This window comes from Salinarimonas ramus (genome assembly GCF_014645695.1).
GTDB lineage: Bacteria > Pseudomonadota > Alphaproteobacteria > Rhizobiales > Beijerinckiaceae > Salinarimonas > Salinarimonas ramus.
On the sequence record NZ_BMMF01000019.1, the window covers coordinates 12388 to 26071 of the forward strand.

At 70.3% G+C, this 13684-nt stretch carries 13 protein-coding genes and 1 other RNA gene; 7 read left to right on the forward strand and 7 right to left on the reverse strand.

Annotated features, from left to right (window positions below; translation table 11 throughout):
- Nucleotides 1-96 precede the first annotated feature (96 nt).
- The 6 genes from IEX89_RS23165 (at nucleotide 97) to IEX89_RS23190 (ending at nucleotide 4667) form a co-directional block, all read left to right on the forward strand.
- A complete protein-coding gene (locus IEX89_RS23165) occupies nucleotides 97-972 on the forward strand; it encodes an RgsD C-terminal domain-containing protein (protein WP_188915663.1) in 876 nt (291 codons plus the stop codon).
- A 92-nt stretch (nucleotides 973-1064) separates the two neighbouring features.
- Complete coding sequence (locus IEX89_RS23170; protein ID WP_188915664.1) at nucleotides 1065-1907, forward strand: rhomboid family intramembrane serine protease; 843 nt, start codon at nucleotides 1065-1067, stop codon at nucleotides 1905-1907.
- Between the two features lie 125 nt (nucleotides 1908-2032).
- Nucleotides 2033-2461, forward strand: coding sequence for a CBS domain-containing protein (locus IEX89_RS23175; RefSeq protein ID WP_188915665.1), 429 nt, complete (start codon nucleotides 2033-2035; stop codon nucleotides 2459-2461).
- A 71-nt stretch (nucleotides 2462-2532) separates the two neighbouring features.
- Nucleotides 2533-2903, forward strand: a transfer-messenger RNA (tmRNA) gene (gene ssrA / locus IEX89_RS23180).
- A 67-nt stretch (nucleotides 2904-2970) separates the two neighbouring features.
- Nucleotides 2971-3714 (forward strand): SspB family protein, encoded by a 744-nt coding sequence (locus tag IEX89_RS23185; protein ID WP_188915666.1) that lies wholly within the window; start codon nucleotides 2971-2973, stop codon nucleotides 3712-3714.
- A gap of 89 nt (nucleotides 3715-3803) precedes the next feature.
- Complete coding sequence (locus IEX89_RS23190) at nucleotides 3804-4667, forward strand: N-acetylmuramidase domain-containing protein (RefSeq protein WP_188915667.1); 864 nt, start codon at nucleotides 3804-3806, stop codon at nucleotides 4665-4667.
- A gap of 18 nt (nucleotides 4668-4685) precedes the next feature.
- On the opposite strand, the gene IEX89_RS23195 is transcribed toward IEX89_RS23190, so the two are convergent.
- Nucleotides 4686-5378 (reverse strand): zinc metallopeptidase, encoded by a 693-nt coding sequence (locus tag IEX89_RS23195; RefSeq protein WP_188915668.1) that lies wholly within the window; start codon nucleotides 5376-5378, stop codon nucleotides 4686-4688.
- Nucleotides 5379-5555: 177 nt separating this feature from the next.
- On the opposite strand from IEX89_RS23195, the gene IEX89_RS23200 reads away from it, so the two are divergent.
- Nucleotides 5556-5933, forward strand: a complete 378-nt coding sequence (locus IEX89_RS23200) for a VOC family protein (protein WP_188915669.1) — start codon at nucleotides 5556-5558, stop codon at nucleotides 5931-5933.
- 93 nt (nucleotides 5934-6026) lie between these two features.
- Here IEX89_RS23200 and IEX89_RS23205 read toward each other — a convergent pair whose 3' ends face one another.
- The 6 genes from IEX89_RS23205 to IEX89_RS23230 form a co-directional block, all read right to left on the reverse strand.
- On the reverse strand, nucleotides 6027-8207 hold the full coding sequence (locus IEX89_RS23205) for a sodium-translocating pyrophosphatase (protein WP_188915670.1): 2181 nt from the start codon (nucleotides 8205-8207) through the stop codon (nucleotides 6027-6029).
- 201 nt (nucleotides 8208-8408) lie between these two features.
- Entirely contained in the window at nucleotides 8409-9680 is a 1272-nt protein-coding gene (locus IEX89_RS23210) for an MFS transporter (protein WP_188915671.1), read from the reverse strand.
- A gap of 9 nt (nucleotides 9681-9689) precedes the next feature.
- Complete coding sequence (gene thiL, locus IEX89_RS23215; protein WP_188915672.1) at nucleotides 9690-10733, reverse strand: thiamine-phosphate kinase; 1044 nt, start codon at nucleotides 10731-10733, stop codon at nucleotides 9690-9692.
- 92 nt (nucleotides 10734-10825) lie between these two features.
- Nucleotides 10826-11464, reverse strand: coding sequence for a methyltransferase family protein (locus IEX89_RS23220; protein WP_188915673.1), 639 nt, complete (start codon nucleotides 11462-11464; stop codon nucleotides 10826-10828).
- 261 nt (nucleotides 11465-11725) lie between these two features.
- Nucleotides 11726-12517 carry an amino acid ABC transporter ATP-binding protein gene (locus tag IEX89_RS23225; RefSeq protein WP_280513936.1) on the reverse strand — a complete coding sequence of 264 codons (792 nt, stop codon included), beginning with the start codon at nucleotides 12515-12517 and terminating at the stop codon, nucleotides 11726-11728.
- Between the two features lie 14 nt (nucleotides 12518-12531).
- A complete protein-coding gene (locus IEX89_RS23230) occupies nucleotides 12532-13683 on the reverse strand; it encodes an amino acid ABC transporter permease (protein WP_188915674.1) in 1152 nt (383 codons plus the stop codon).
- Between the last annotated feature and the right edge of the window lies 1 nt (nucleotide 13684).

A 13684-nucleotide genomic window follows, 5' to 3' on the forward strand; every position in this document is an offset into this window, starting at 1 on the left:
GCCGAACGATATAAGCCGTCGGCGACGCGGGCGCGAGCAGCCCGCGCGCATGGGTTCCTTTCATCGATGCACGCGTCCCGTCCGAACCTCCCCGCGATGACCTCCTCCCGAGTCCTCCTCGCCTGGCTTCTCGCCGCCTTCGTCGCCGCTGCGCTGACGATCGCGCCCGCGCGGGCGCAAACCGGCGCGCCGGACGGGATCGGCGCCCTGCCCGTTCTGCCGCAGGCCGGCGAGCTGACGCTCGCCGCCTACCACGCCGAGACCGGCCAGCCGATTCTCGAGGGCCTGATCTGGCGCGTGTTCGAATTGCGCGAGGGCGAGCCCGTCCTCGTCGCCCGCGAGGAGGGCGCGACGCCGCGCGTCTCGCTGCCGCCGGCGAACTACATGGTCCACGTCTCCTGGGGCTTCGCCTCGGCCATGCGGCAGGTGACCATGCTCTGGGGCGACGTGGTCGAGCGCCTCGTCATCAGCGCCGGCGGCCTGCAGGTCCGCGGCGTCGTCGGCGACCGGGCGATCCCCACGAACGACCTGACCTACGCCGTCTACGTCCCCATGGGCGACGACGCCGAGGGGCGGCTCGTGGTCGCGGAGGCGCGGCCCTCCGATCTCATCCGCCTGCCGGAGGGCGACTATCACGTCGTCTCCACCTACGGCGATGCCAACGCCTCCATGCGCGCCGACCTCAGCGTCTCGGCGGGCCAGGTGACCATCGCGACGCTCAACCACCGCGCCGCGCGGGTGACGCTCAAGCTCGTCGCCGACGAGGGCGGCGAGGCCTTTGCCGGCACCGCCTTCACCGTGCTGACGCCGGGCGGCGACGTGGTGCGCGAGGCGATCGGCGCTTTCCCGTCGGTGGTGCTGGCGGAGGGCGACTACGTGCTCATCGCCCGCCACGAGGGCCGCGTGTTCACCCGCGAGTTCCGCGTCGAGAGCGGTCTCGACCGCGACATCGAGGTGCTCGCCGAGGGGTGAGGGCGAGCTGACGGGTTGCCGAGCGGGCTTGCGTCGCGGGCGCGCTCGCGCCACTGAGGGGAGCCCCCGTCATCCCCCCGCTCGGAGAGAGCATGCAGCCGGACCGCTTCGACGACAGCCAGCCGCCCGGCGCGCCCCCGCCCGGCAAGCCGCCGCGCGAGCCGGCGTTCAACCTGCCGACGGTCGTCGTCGGCACGATCGGGCTGCTGCTCGCGATCCACGCGCTCGTGGGGCTGCTCGGCCTGGAGGGCCGGTTTCGCGCCCTGATCGACTTCGGCTTCGTGCCGGCGCTGTGGACCGAGTGGCTCGACCCGGACGTCGTCGACGAGATCGCCCGGCGCATCCTCGATGGGGACCCGATCGCCATGCAGCGGGACATGGGCTTCGCGCGCATCGTCATGCAGGAGGGATCGGGCGGTCTGTGGACGCTCCTCACCTACGCGTTCCTGCACGGATCGTGGATGCACGTCGGCCTCAACGCGGTGTGGCTCGCCGCCTTCGGCTCGCCGATCGCGCGGCGAATCGGGCCGGAGCGCTTCCTCTGGCTCGCCGCCATCACCGCCGTCTGCGGCGCGCTGCTGCACTGGGCGACGCACGCCTACGACGTCACGCCCATGGTCGGCGCCTCGGCGGTGGTCTCAGGCATGATGGCGGCGGCCGCCCGGTTCGCCTTCTCGCCCCGCGGCTTCGGCTTTCGCCCGGCGCATCTCGCGCCGCGGCTCGGCCTCGCGCAGATGCTGCGCAATCGCACCGCCATGCTGTTCATCGGCGTGTGGCTCGTGATCAACCTCGTCTTCGGCGTCGCCGCCGTGCCGCTCGGCCTCGCCACCGACGGCGGCATCGCCTGGGAGGCACATGTGGGCGGCTTCGTCGCGGGGCTGTTCCTGTTCCCGCTCTTCGACCCCGTTCCGCGCGAGCCGCGCGGCTTCGCCTAGATCTCCCGCGCGAGCCGCGCGGCTTCGCTTGAAAAAGCCCGCATCGTCTTCCATCCTGTCCTGCCGTCGCCGACGCAACCGGCCGTGAAGAGCCGCGCGAGGCGACACGGTTTGCGGAGGAAACCATGACGGTCAGGCAGGTTCTCGCTGAGAAGGGCGGAGAGGTCGTCACGCTCTCGCCCACGAGCAGCCTCGCGGAAGCGGCGCACATGCTGGCGCAGCGGCGCATCGGCGCCGTCGTCGTCAGCGCCGACGGCGGGCGCGTGGACGGCATTCTCTCGGAGCGCGACATCGTGCGGGCCATCGCCCGCGACGGCGCCTCCGCGCTCGACGCGCCCGTCGAGGCGTGGATGACGCGCGAGGTCGTCACCTGCGCCCGCGAGGTGGCGATCGACGATCTCATGCAGACGATGACGCAAGGCAAGTTCCGCCACGTGCCGGTGGTGGAGGACGGCCGGCTCGTCGGCATCGTCTCCATCGGAGACGTGGTGAAGCGCCGCGTCGCCGCCATCGAGGCGGAAGCGCAGATGCTCAAGGAATACATCGCGGGCTGACGCCGCGGCGCGCGTCCGCGGCGGCGTAGAAGGGGCCGGCGGTGGCGATCGACGCGGGATCGCGCGAGATCTCGGTTGAATCCGCCGCCGACGCCCTTATATTCGTGGGTGCCGTCGCAAGGCGGCTATGGCGATAAACGGCTGTCGCAATAAGCCCTTCGGACCCGGGGGCGGTACCCGGCGCCTCCACCCGAGCCCAGATCGCCCGCGTCGCGGGGCCTGGGTTCCGGTGGGGGCGAAATAGGATCGACGGGGGTCTAAAAGGCAGCCTTTCGTCCGGCATGGTTCCGCCGTTATCGGGCCGAATTATAGTTGCCAACGACAACTATGCTATGGACGTCCGCGCGGCTGCGTAATGCGGTCTAGCGACATCCGAACCAAGTCCTGAGGGGTAGCACTTTCAGGCGGGGCCCGGAGGCGCCTGGCAACAGAAGCCTCCACTTTCATTTCTGGACGAGACGCGGCATAAGCCGACGACGACCAACCGAGCCGGACCGTCGAGCGCGCCCATGACCCAAGACCTGATCCGCTACGACCTCCTGGTGCAGGACGCGCTCAAGGGGGTGGTGCGCAAGGTCCTCGCCGACGCCGCGCGCGAAGGGCTGGCGGGGGAGCACCATTTCTACGTCTCCTTCCAGACGACCTTCCCCGGCGTGCGCCTCTCCTCGCGCATGCGCGAGAAGTACCCGGACACGATGACGATCGTGCTGCAGCACCAGTTCTGGGACCTCGTCGTCAACGAGCACGCCTTCGAGGTCGGGCTCTCCTTCGGCGGCGTACCCGAGCGGCTGCTCGTGCCCTTCGACGCGCTCACCGGCTTCTTCGACCCCTCCGTGCAGTTCGGGCTCAAGTTCGAGATCCGCGAGGCCGCGCCCGCGCCGACGCCGGCCACGGGGCCCGTCCTCGCCGAGGCGCCGCGCCAGCCCGCCCGCGGGGCCGCGTCCGAGCCGGCGGAGACCGAGCCCTCGGACGCTTTCTCGCGCCGGCCCTCGTCGGTGACGCCGCGCATCCCGGCTGCCGGGGGCAAGGCGCCGGAGCAGACGCCCGCCTCCGCCGAGCAGCAGGGCAAAGGCGATCCGGCCGAGGGCGATCGAGCGAAAGCCGGTTCCGGCAAGGGCAAGGCGGCCAAGGGCGACGGTGCTGGCGACGGCGCGAGCGAGGATGCCGCGTCGGCCGCCGGAAATGGCGAGGCCGAGAAGGCGCCCGCGGGTGCCGAGGTCGTGAGCCTCGATGCGTTCCGCAAGAAGACGTGAGCGGAAGCGTTCTTCTGTTCTCTTTTTGTTCTTGACTTCGGTCCTATCGTGGCGCTAGCCTCTCGGAGTGTCTTCGGGAGGCCGGCATCATGTCCCTGCGATCCGCTTCGTCTCGAACCCAAGATCCCGCCGCCGCGGAGGAACGCGGCACGCCGCTGACGCCGAGCGGCTTCGAGGCCGCACGAGCGCGCCTCGGCGTCGCGCCTGCGATACTCTGGGCGGTGATGGCGGTGGAGGCCCGCTCCTGCGGCTTCCAGCCGGACCGGCGGCCGGTCATCCTCTTCGAGCGCCACGTCTTCCATCGCCGCACCAGCGGGCGTTTCTCCGGCTCGCACGCGGACGTCTCCAATCCCAAGCCCGGCGGCTACGGCGCGTCCGGCGCGCATCAGCACGCGCGGCTTTCGGCGGCGATCGCGCTCGACCGGCGGGCGGCGCTGGAGAGCGCGTCTTGGGGGCTAGGCCAGGTGATGGGCTTCAACGCCGGGCGCGCCGGCTTCGCCGACGTCGAGGCGATGCTCGCGGCGATGCGGGCGGGGGAGGACGCCCAGCTCGCCGCCATGTGCACCTTCATCGCCGAGGCCGGGCTCGCCGGCGCCCTCGCCGCGCGGGACTGGAGAGCCTTCGCGCGGGGCTACAACGGCCCTGCCTTCGCCCGCAATTTCTATGACGCCCGCCTCGCCGCCGCCCACGCGGCGCTGATCGAGGGCGCCCCGCCGGACCTCGCCTTGCGCGCGGCGCAGCTGCGGCTCCTCTATGCCGGGCTCGCCCCCGGCTCGGTCGACGGGCGCATGGGACCGCGCACCCGCGCGGCGCTCGCCGCCTTTCGCACGCGTCTCGGGGAGGAGGCGGGGGAGGCCGAGCGGCGTCCCTTCGGGATCGGCGATCTCGCCGCCCTCGAGCGCGAGACGGCGACAATGCGCCTCGCCGCCGGAGCGAACGCGCGCGCCGCGTGACGGCGCGCCGTCACCGGGTCAGAAGCGCAGCACGCGGAAGAGACGCGCCACGTCGAGGAGCGAGACCAGCGCGGAGGCGACGTAGGTGAGCGCCGCCGCGCGTAGCACGCTCTTCGCCTTGGGCAGGTCGCCCTCGCCGAGGAAGCCGCCCTTCTCGAGGATGGGCAGCGCCCGGCCGAAGCTCGCGTCGAGCTCGACGGGGAGCGTCAGCACATGGACGAGGAGGCGCGAGCCCATCAGTGCCACCGCGACGCCGATCTGCAGGACGAGGATCGCGGGCGACTTGACGAGGAGCATGACGAGCGGCGCCGCCGCGAGCACGAGGGCCGCGGTCACCTCGATCTTGCGGATGGAGCCGGCGAGCTTCAGGCGCGTCGCGAGGAGACGATCCCCGTCGGCGTCCTGCATGGCGTGGGAGGCCTCGTGCGCGGCAACGGCGACGGCGGTGATGGAGCGGCCGTCGTGATTGTCGGGGGAGAGCCGCACGACCTTCTCGATCGGGTCGTAATGGTCACCGCCCGGCGGGGCGATCTCGACGCGCACGCTCTGGAGCCGGGCGAGATCGAGGAGATGGCGGGCGAGCTCGCCGCCGGTGCCGGGGAAATCCGCGCGCTCCACCGCGTGGCGGCGCATCACCGTGCGCACCCACCATTGCGGCAGGAAGACCGCAGCGAGGAAGAGGATGCCGAGAAGGCCGAGAACGAGCGCCATGGGCCTAATCTAGGCGTGCCCCGCGCGCACGGCGAGTGGGCGGCGCTGCGGCGGAATGGGCATCACGAGGGCGTGAGCGCCGCCGCTCTCCGGGTGCGCCCGGATGCCGCAGGCCTGCGTCACGATCTACGCTCCGCCCCGGACTGGAGGGCGAGCGGAAGCGCGAGGGAGAGGGCGATGACGGGACACGGCCAATTCCACTGGAACGAGCTCATGACGAAGGACATCGCCGCCTCGAAGGCGTTCTACGGCGAGGTGCTCGGCTGGACCTTCGAGGACATGCCCATGGGCGACGGCACGGTCTACACCGTCGCCATGGCCGGCGGCCAGCCCGCGGCGGGGCTCTTCGACATGGCGTCGATGACGGAGGCGGGGCCGGAGGGCTGGTTCGCCTACATCGCCGTGGACGACCTCGACGCTGCGCTCGCGGCTGCGAGGGAGCGGGGCGCGATCGTCTATCGCGAGCCCTTCGACGTTCCCGACGTCGGGCGCATCGCCATCCTCGCCGATCCCCGCGGCGCGGCGCAGGGCTGGATGACGCCGGCCCGGCGCTGAGCCGCGCCGGGCCCGTTGAAGGGTCGAAACGAAGAAGCCCGCCGCGCCGGGGATCTCCCCCGGGCCGCGGCGGGCCTCGTCTCGGCGCGCGGCTCAGTTGTGGGCGAGGATCGCCAGGAGCAGGAGCGCGATGATGTTGGTGATCTTGATCGCCGGGTTCACGGCGGGGCCCGCCGTGTCCTTGTAGGGATCGCCGACGGTGTCGCCGGTGACCGACGCCTTGTGCGCCTCCGAGCCCTTCATGTGCTTGACGCCGTCCTTGTCGACGAAGCCGTCCTCGAAGGACTTCTTGGCATTGTCCCAGGCGCCGCCGCCGGAGGTCATGGAGATCGCCACGAACAGGCCCGTGACGATGACGCCGAGCAGCATGGCGCCCACCGCCGAGAAGGCCTGGCTCTTGCCCGCCACGGCGTAGATGACGAAGTAGGTCACGATCGGCGCGAGCACCGGGAGGAGCGAGGGCACCACCATCTCGCGGATGGCGGCCTTGGTGAGCATGTCGACCGCACGCCCGTAATCCGGCCGGTCCGTGCCCGCCATGATGCCCGGCTTCTCCTTGAACTGGCGCCGGACCTCCTCGACCACCGCGCCGGCGGCGCGGCCCACCGCCGTCATGGCGATGCCGCCGAAGAGGAAGGGGATGAGGCCGCCGAAGAGCAGGCCCACCACCACGTAGGGGTTGGCCAGCGAGAAGTCCGGCGTCACGCCCGCGAAGTACTGGTATTGCGTCGATCCCTCGCGGTTCGCCTCGAGGATGAAGTAGTTGAGGTCAGACGTGTAGGCGGCGAAGAGAACGAGCGCGCCGAGCCCCGCCGAGCCGATGGCGTAGCCCTTCGTGACGGCCTTGGTCGTGTTGCCGACCGCGTCGAGCGCGTCGGTGGAGCGGCGCACCTCCTTGGGCAGGCCCGCCATCTCGGCGATGCCGCCGGCATTGTCGGTCACCGGCCCGAAGGCGTCGAGCGCCACCACCATGCCGGCGAGCGCCAGCATCGCGGTGACCGCGATGGCGATGCCGAACAGGCCCGCCAGCAGATAGGCGCCGATGATGCCGAAGCAGATCACGATCGTCGGCAGCGCGGTGGATTCGAGCGAGATCGCGAGGCCCTGGATGACGTTGGTGCCATGGCCCGTCACGGAGGATTGCGAGATCGAGCGCACCGGCCGGAAGCCGACGCCCGTGTAGTATTCCGTGATCCAGACGATCAGGCCGGTGACGACGAGGCCGAGCACCGCCGCCAGGAAGAGGTCGAGCGCGGTGAAGACCGTGACGTTCTCGCCGCCGCCGAGCGTCGGCACGACCGCCGTGAACTCCGCCCCGAAGCCGCCGAACAGGACGAGCGTGACGATTGCGATCGCGCCGATCGAGAGAACGCCAGTGGCGATGAAGCCCTTGTAGAGCGCGCCCATGATCGAGGAATTGGCGCCGAGCTTCACGAAGAACGTGCCGGCGATGGAGGTCACGATGCACGCCGCGCCGATGGCGAGCGGGTAGATCAGCATCGTCTCCATGACGCTCTGGCCGGCGAAGAAGATCGCCGCGAGCACCATGGTGGCCACGAAGGTCACGGCGTAGGTCTCGAACAGGTCCGCCGCCATGCCGGCGCAATCGCCGACGTTGTCGCCCACGTTGTCGGCGATGGTGGCCGGGTTGCGCGGGTCGTCCTCGGGGATGCCGGCCTCGACCTTGCCGACGAGGTCGCCGCCGACGTCCGCGCCCTTGGTGAAGATGCCGCCGCCGAGCCGCGCGAAGATGGAGATCAGCGAGGCGCCGAATCCGAGCGCGACGAGCGAGTCGATGACGATGCGCGAGCCGGGGTCGTTGCCGAGCCCGCGGGTGAGGATCGCGTAGTAGACGACGACGCCCAGCAGCGCGAGGCCCGCCACCAGCATTCCGGTGACGGCGCCGGACTTGAAGGCGACGTCCAGGCCCTTGGCGAGCGACGTGGAGGCGGCCTGCGCCGTGCGCACGTTGGCGCGCACCGAGACGTTCATGCCGATGAAGCCGGCGGCGCCCGACAGGATCGCGCCGATGGCGAAGCCGATGGCGACCCAGATCCCCAGGAGCCAGACGATCGCGGCGAAGAGAATGACACCGACGATGCCGATGGTGAAATATTGACGCTTGAGATAGGCCTGCGCGCCCTCGGCGATGGCGCCGGCGATCTCCTGCATCCGCAGGGTGCCGGCGTCACGCTTCATGACGTCGTTGATGGCCCACAGGCCGTAGGCGATGGATAGCGCACCGCCCAGGATGATGAGTGTGAGTGCGAGCATCTGACCGTCCTTGGGATCGGGGTCGGCGACGTGTCCGTTCCGTGCCGGCGCGTCGCGACGCGCCGGGGCCGGCGCTCGCCCCCTCGAGGTTCTCCGCTCCGAGTCGTGCCAAACTTTGCGGCGGTGCGCAAATGCGTTCTGCGGCGTTTACGCACGCAAATCACCGGTTTCGTGAACGCGGACGGGGAACGGTGCCCGGTTTCAGGCCGCGGCGAGCCGCTTCGCGCGCGCTTGCAGCGCGACGAGCACGAGGGCGAGCACGATGGGCGGGAACACGAGCCAGTTGAGCGTCTCCCACCCGCCGAGATCGAGCAGCTTGCCCGCCGAGAAGGAGGCGATCGCCACCGAGCCGAAGACGAGGAAGTCGTTGGCCGCCTGCACCTTGGTGCGCTCCTCGGGGCGATGGCAGTCCGTCACCATGGCGGTGGCGCCGATGAAGCCGAAGTTCCAGCCGAGCCCGAGCAGGACGAGCCCGCCCCAGAAATGCGCGACCGTCAGCCCCGAAAGGTTGATCGCCGCCGCGATCGCCGTGAGGACGAGGCCGATGGCGGTAATCGTCTCCTTGCCGAAGCGGTCGATGAGGCGCCCGGTGAAGAAGGCCGGCGCGAACATCGCCAGGATGTGCCAGGAGATACCCAGCGCCGCCGTCTCCACCGGCAGGCCGCAGCCCACCATGGCGAGCGGCGTCGCCGTCATGAGGAAGCTCATCAGGCCGTAGGAGACGAGGCCCGCGATCACCGCGACGACGAAGCGTCCCTGGCGCACGATGACCGAGAGCGGGCGCCCGGTATCCGCCTTCGCCGCCGCCGACCCCGGGAGTGCCGCGGCGGAGGCCGCGGGGCGCGCGGGCGCGCGGAAGAGCGAGACGACGAGGATCGAGACGAGGGCGAGCGCCGCCTGCGCCAGGAAGGCGCCGGCGAAGGGCGCTTCCGGGATCGCCTCGCGGGTGAGGATCACCACCTGCGGGCCGATGATGCCGGCGACGAGCCCGCCCGCCATCACCCAGGAGATCGCCCGCGCCTTGAAGGCCGGGCTCGCCGTGTCGGCGGCGGCGTAGCGATACGATTGCACGTAGGAGCCGTACATCCCCGCCACGAAGGTGCCGAGGCAGAACAGATAGAACGCCTCGCGCACGATGCCGACGCTCGCGATGGCGCCGGCGACGACGCCGATCGAGGCGCCGAGCACGTAGCCGGCGCGCCGCCCGTAGCGGCGCATGATCATCGCCGCGGGAATGGTGCCGAGCGCGAGCCCCAGGTTGAGCAGGCTCACCGGGAGCGTCGCGAGGGCGGGGTTCTCCGCGAGGCTCTGCCCGACGATGCCGCCGAGCGAGATGACGATCGCAGGGTTCGCGCCGCCGAGCGCCTGCGCGCCCGCCATGACGAAGGCGTTGCGGCGCGCGAGCGCGTCGTCGGTGCCCGGATGCGCCGGCGCAGCCTCGGCCTCGAGCGCCCCCGCCTTCGTCGTCGTCATCCGCCCCGCTCAGAAATGGCTGTAGGAGCCCGACGCATAGCGCGTTTCCACACCGCCGTCACGGAAAACGGGGAGCGCGTCCTCCTCGCCGTTGCGCTCGACGAAGGTTCCGATGGCGGTGGCGCGAAGCCCCGCGCGGTCGCACGCGTCGAGGAAGGGCGCGAGCGCCGCGTCGGGGACGGCGCAGAGGATCTCGTAATCGTCCCCGCCGGTGAGCACCGTGTCGATCAGGGTCGGGTCGACCGCGAGCGCGGCGCGGACGGGATCGGAGAGGGGCACGAGGGCGACGTCGACCTCCGCGCTCACGCCGGACGTGCGGCACATCTTGGCGAGATCGCCCGCGAGCCCGTCCGACACGTCCATCGCCGCGCGCGCATGGGCGCGCAACGCCGCGATCGCCGCGAGCCGCGGGCGCGGATGCAGGTAGCGGTCGGTGAGGAAGACGCGCCCCTCGACGCCGAGCGCATCGGTCCACGGCGCTCCGGGAGCCGTTCGCAGGAGGAGGCCCAGCGCCGAATCGCCGATCGTCCCGGTGACGACGACGCGGTCGCCGGGGCGCGCGTCGAACCGGTGGACCATGGCGCCCCGCGGCGTCTCGCCGAAGGCGGTGACGGAGAGGGTGAGCGGGCCCGGGATCTTCACCGTGTCGCCACCGAGGAGCGGGCAGCGGAAGGCCTCGGCGGCGTCCTTCAGGCCCGCCGCGAACTGCCCGAGCCAGCGCGCGCCGTGGTCCTGCGGCAGCGCGGCCGAGAGCAGGAAGCCGCGAGGCTCGGCGCCCTTGGACGCTAGATCGGAGACGTTGACGCCGAGCGCCTTGCGCCCGATGGCGCCGGGCGGGTCGTCGGGGAAGAAGTGCACGCCGGCGACCAGCGTATCGAGGGTGACGACGAGCTCCATCCCCTCCCCCGGCACGATCCGCGCGGCGTCGTCGCGCAGGCCGAAGGCCCCCTCCCCCGCGATGGGCGCGAAGAAGCGCGCGATGAGGCCGTCCTCGGTGAGGCGAGCGTCGTCGGTGAGGCGCGTCGGGTCGCCGTCGTGCACGGGATCGGACATGAGATGGTCTCGCGGGAATCAACAGCCGGTTCGACGGTCGGTCCTCGACATATGTCGCATACGCCCGCGGCGGGCAAGCGTGGGGCGTTTCGTCACTCTCGCACCTTTCGCTTGAACGGCCCAGGCACCGCGAAGGCGGGGACGCGCTCGGCATAGTCGCGCCAGGCGACGCCGAAGCGGGCGTCGAGCGCGCGGTCCTCGACATGGGCCTGGACGCGCAGGACGGAGAGGCCGACGAGGAGCGACACGAGCGAGAACACGCTCGGCAGCGCCAGGAAGAAGCCGATCTGGCCGAGCGCCACGGCCACGAAGAGCGGGTGGCGCATGGCCGCGAAGGGTCCGCCGGTGATGAGCCGCCGCGGGCCGTCGTCGCTCACGCCCGACATCCAGTCTTCCGACATGTACGAATGGGTATAGACGACGAGCGCCAGCGAGGCGAGGAGGAAGAGGAGCCCGCTCGCCACGAAGGCCGGCGTGTAGAGCGGCTCGAAGCGCCCGAGCCACGGGTCGATGCCGGGATAGGGCACGCGCACGACGCAGATGCCCCAGATCGCGAAGCGGAAGACGTTGAAGAGGATGCGTCCCACGTACTGGGCGGAATAGGTGCGGCCGCGATGCGCGTGCGAGCGACCGGTCCGCGCGCGCAACGCGAACAGCTTCGCCGTGTAGAACACGGCGATGAAGGTGAAATAGCAGGCGAGCGCTGCTCGCCCGAAGACCAGCACGTCCACGAGAGCGACTTTCCGCGCGACCGAGCCCCCGCCGGCGAACGGCCGACTTCGGCTCTGGGCGCCTCGCGTCACTCGCGCCCGAACCGTACGCTTTCCCGCGCGCTCTCGGGGGCGGCTCTGACGGCTCGCTCTCACCCGCGCTCGGGGAAGTACATCACGGTTGCGGGGAAAAGAGAACCCCGGAGGGGTGCGACCGAGGGCGGCGGCCGCGCATGCGCGCAACGCCGCCGCCTCCCGGCCTTTCGCAGGTGACCCCGCCGATCAGTGCAGGATCTGGCCGAGGAAGAGCTTCGTGCGCTCGTGCTGCGGGTTGGAGAAGAAGGCTTCCGGCTCGTTCATCTCGACGATCTGGCCGTAATCCATGAAGATGACCCGGTCCGCCACCTGGCGGGCGAAGCCCATCTCGTGGGTGACGACCATCATCGTCATGCCCTCCTCGGCGAGCGAGACCATGGTGTCGAGCACCTCCTTGACCATCTCGGGGTCGAGAGCGGAGGTCGGCTCGTCGAAGAGCATGATCTTCGGGTTCATGCACAGCGAGCGGGCGATGGCCACGCGCTGCTGCTGGCCGCCGGAGAGCTGGCCCGGATACTTGTGGGCCTGCTCCGGGATCTTCACGCGGGTGAGGTACTTCATCGCGACCTCTTCCGCGTCCTTCTTGGGCATCTTCTTCACCCAGATCGGCGCGAGCGTGCAGTTCTCGAGGATCGTCAGGTGCGGGAAGAGGTTGAAGTGCTGGAACACCATGCCGACGTCGCGGCGGATCTCGTCGATCCGCTTGAGGTCGTTGGTGAGCTCGATCCCGTCGACGATGATGCGGCCCTTCTGGTGCTCCTCCAGGCGGTTGATGCAGCGGATCATCGTGGACTTGCCAGAGCCCGAAGGCCCGCAGACCACGATGCGCTCGCCACGCATGACGCGCAGGTTGATGTCGCGCAGGACGTGGAACTCGCCGTACCACTTGTGCACGCCCTGCATCTCGACGGCGATTTCGGTCTCAGACGCCTGGCTCGTCTTCACCTGTGGCTTCTCGAGGCTCGTCGTATCGGCCATCTCGATCCCCTCTCTCATCGTTTTTCGCTAGCGGCGAGCCGACGCTCGACGGATTGTGAATACCAGGACATGCCCCAGCAGCAGAGGAAGTAGAAGATCGCCGCGAAGGCGTAGCCCGAATAGTTCACCGACGGCGCCGACCAGACCGGGTCGACGCGCGCCGATTCCACCGTGCGGATCAGGTCGAAGATGCCGACGATGGAGACGAGCGTCGTGTCCTTGAACAGGCCGATGAAGGTGTTGACGATGCCCGGGATGACGATGCGCAGGGCCTGCGGCAGGATGATGAAGTACATCATCTTCGGGTAGGACAGGCCGAGCGACATCGCCCCTTCGTACTGTCCCTTCGGGATCGCCTGAAGGCCTCCGCGGATCACCTCGGCCATGTAGGCGGACGCGAAGAAGGCGACACCGATGAGCGGGCGCACCAGGCGATCCACGGTGACGCCTTCCGCGAGGAAGAGCGGCAGCATGGTGTTCGCCATGAACAGCACGGTGATGAGCGGCACGCCGCGGGTGAACTCGATGACGATCACGCAGACCAGCCGCACGATGGGCAGGTGCGAGCGTCGCCCGAGCGCCAGCAGCACGCCGAAGGGCAGCGACACGACGATGCCCACCGCCGAGACGACGATCGTCACGAGGATGCCGCCCCACAGGCCGGTCGGGACCTCCTCCAGGCCGATCATCGGGAAGCCGGCCAGCAGCCAGTAGGATAGGAGCGGCACGACGATGAAGAAGTAGATCGCGCCGATCCCGCGCTTGGGCGCGTCGAGCCAGAGCATCCACACGATGCCGACGGCGAGCACCAGGAAGAAGATGTTCGGCCGCCAGCGCAGCTCCATCGGGTAGGAGCCGTAGACGAAGTAGTTGATGCGGTCGATGACGAAGGCCCAGCAGGCGCCGACCTCGCGACCGGTCGTGTCCTCGCGGCAGGCGCTGCCGTCGGACCCGGTCCAGACGGCGCTGCCGATGAGATAGTCGATGATCGGCGGGATGGTCCAGAAGAGAACCCATGCCATGACGAGCGTGACGACCGTGTTGATCGGGCCGGAGAACAGGTTCTCCCGCATCCAGAGCACGGGTCCGCTGGCGGTGCGCGGCGGCGGCAGGGCGTCCACCTGCTCGGCGCGGACGAAGGAGCGCTGAGGCGCGACGACGTTCATG

Excerpts from the sequence above, each read along its gene's own strand:
- IEX89_RS23165 (WP_188915663.1), top strand. The coding sequence starts at position 97 with ATGACCTCCTCCCGAGTCCTCCTCGCCTGGCTTCTCGCCGCCTTCGTC.
- IEX89_RS23170 (WP_188915664.1), top strand. The coding sequence starts at position 1,065 with ATGCAGCCGGACCGCTTCGACGACAGCCAGCCGCCCGGCGCGCCCCCG.
- IEX89_RS23175 (WP_188915665.1), top strand. The coding sequence starts at position 2,033 with ATGACGGTCAGGCAGGTTCTCGCTGAGAAGGGCGGAGAGGTCGTCACG.
- IEX89_RS23185 (WP_188915666.1), top strand. The coding sequence starts at position 2,971 with ATGACCCAAGACCTGATCCGCTACGACCTCCTGGTGCAGGACGCGCTC.
- IEX89_RS23190 (WP_188915667.1), top strand. The coding sequence starts at position 3,804 with ATGTCCCTGCGATCCGCTTCGTCTCGAACCCAAGATCCCGCCGCCGCG.
- IEX89_RS23195 (WP_188915668.1), bottom strand. The coding sequence starts at position 5,378 with ATGGCGCTCGTTCTCGGCCTTCTCGGCATCCTCTTCCTCGCTGCGGTC.
- IEX89_RS23200 (WP_188915669.1), top strand. The coding sequence starts at position 5,556 with ATGACGGGACACGGCCAATTCCACTGGAACGAGCTCATGACGAAGGAC.
- IEX89_RS23205 (WP_188915670.1), bottom strand. The coding sequence starts at position 8,207 with ATGCTCGCACTCACACTCATCATCCTGGGCGGTGCGCTATCCATCGCC.
- IEX89_RS23210 (WP_188915671.1), bottom strand. The coding sequence starts at position 9,680 with ATGACGACGACGAAGGCGGGGGCGCTCGAGGCCGAGGCTGCGCCGGCG.
- thiL (WP_188915672.1), bottom strand. The coding sequence starts at position 10,733 with ATGTCCGATCCCGTGCACGACGGCGACCCGACGCGCCTCACCGACGAC.
- IEX89_RS23225 (WP_280513936.1), bottom strand. The coding sequence starts at position 12,517 with ATGGCCGATACGACGAGCCTCGAGAAGCCACAGGTGAAGACGAGCCAG.
- IEX89_RS23230 (WP_188915674.1), bottom strand. The coding sequence starts at position 13,683 with ATGAACGTCGTCGCGCCTCAGCGCTCCTTCGTCCGCGCCGAGCAGGTG.